The organism is Polaromonas sp. OV174, assembly GCF_900112285.1.
In the GTDB taxonomy this organism is placed as follows: domain Bacteria; phylum Pseudomonadota; class Gammaproteobacteria; order Burkholderiales; family Burkholderiaceae_C; genus Polaromonas.
The window spans coordinates 1-1,502 of the sequence record NZ_FOKZ01000059.1 but is presented as its reverse complement, the minus strand read 5'-3'; the positions used below and the strand labels follow the sequence as shown (position 1 = coordinate 1,502).

The following is a 1,502-nucleotide window of genomic DNA, read 5'->3' as shown; positions in this document are numbered from 1 at the left end:
GCGGGCCGCACCGGCGCCGGGATTCTGGGTCATGTCGGGTTGGAAGTGTTTGTCGCGCAGGACGCGGCAGCATTCGTGCGACAGGGCCTGACGGTTGCGGCCGACTTTTCGATGCTGGCAAGTCTGCGGGCCGGGCTGCGCGAGCGGTTTTTGCAGTCGGCGCCAGGCCGGCCTGAGGACATCGCCGCCGGTATGGAACGCGCCTTGCGCACCATGTGGCAGCGCTGGTGTGCCGGCTTGCCGGCTGAATCCTTTGCGGCTTCTGTGCCTGCCATGACCGTTCCCACCTCCCTGCAGCAGCCTGCCAATCCGATCATGGCGCAAGCGCTGCAAGACTTGGTGCAGTCTCTGGCGCAGGCGCTGCAACTGGCCGTGAATCATCAGCAATCCGGCCAGCTAGAAGAAGCCGAGATGCTCTACCGATCCATCCTGCAAACCCAGCCGAATCACCCGGAGGCCAATCACAGTCTGGGCGTTCTGGCGGTGCAGATGAGGCAAGCGGGAGCCGGGCTGCCTTACTTGGCTGCAGCACTTGAAGCCAGGCCGGAGCAGCAGCAATACTGGCTGAGTTACATCGACGCGCTGATTCAAGCCGACGAAACAGAAACTGCGAAGCAGGTGCTGGCGCTGGGACGGGAGCACGGATTGCAGGGCGATGACATGGAAGTGCTGGCAGGGCGCCTGAACGAAGGCAAACCGGGTGCGGCGCCATCCGATGCGCTGCCGCAGTCAGTAAAACCAGCCTGGCAAGCGGCACTGCACAGCGGCGGTAAAAAAGCACCAGGCGCCAAAGCAGTCAATGCCTTAATGGCCTTGTACGGCAAAGGACGGCTCACGGAAGCGGAAGTTCTGGCCCGATCGCTCACGACGCGCTTTCCCCATCACGGATTCGGCTGGAAAATGTTAGGCATTTTGATCCGGGCGCAGGGTGGGCTTGAGAAGGCGCTTCTGCCCATGCAAACCGCCGCGGAACTGTGGCCTGACGATGTGGAGACGCACCTTAACCTAGGCATGATCTTCGCAGCCCTTGGGCGTCTGGCCGAAGCCGAAGCAAGCCAGCGGCTAGCGCTGGAAGTCGCACCGACATACGCCGAGGCGCACCTTGCTCTGGGCGCCATACTCAAGGAACAGGGGCAGATCCTTGAGGCCGAAGTTCACTGTCGGCGGGCACTGGAGATCAAGCCGCTATTGATCGATGCGCACAACGAATTAGGCATCGTCCTCAAAAATTTGGGGCGGCTGGCAGATGCCGAGGCGAGTTATCGCCGGGCGCTGGAGATCGCGCCAGCATATTTCAGTGGGCATAACAATCTAGGAATACTGCTAAGCGAACAGAATCGGCAAATAGAGGCGGAGGCAACCTTTAGGCGGGCACTGCAGATCAGACCGGATGATGCCATCTTGTACAGCAGCCTGTTGTTCTCCATAAGCCAGAACGAAGCAGTCGATGCTGCGGCGTTGTTTGCCGAGCACTGCCGTTTCGGCGCGCAGTTTGAAGCGCC

1 protein-coding gene is annotated in these 1,502 nt (G+C 61.1%); it reads left to right on the top strand.

Going from position 1 to position 1,502, the window contains the following annotated elements; translation table 11 throughout:
• Window positions 1-1,502, top strand: a 1,502-nt coding sequence (locus BM160_RS22030; RefSeq protein WP_143093322.1) for a tetratricopeptide repeat protein, incomplete at both ends; no start/stop codon positions are given.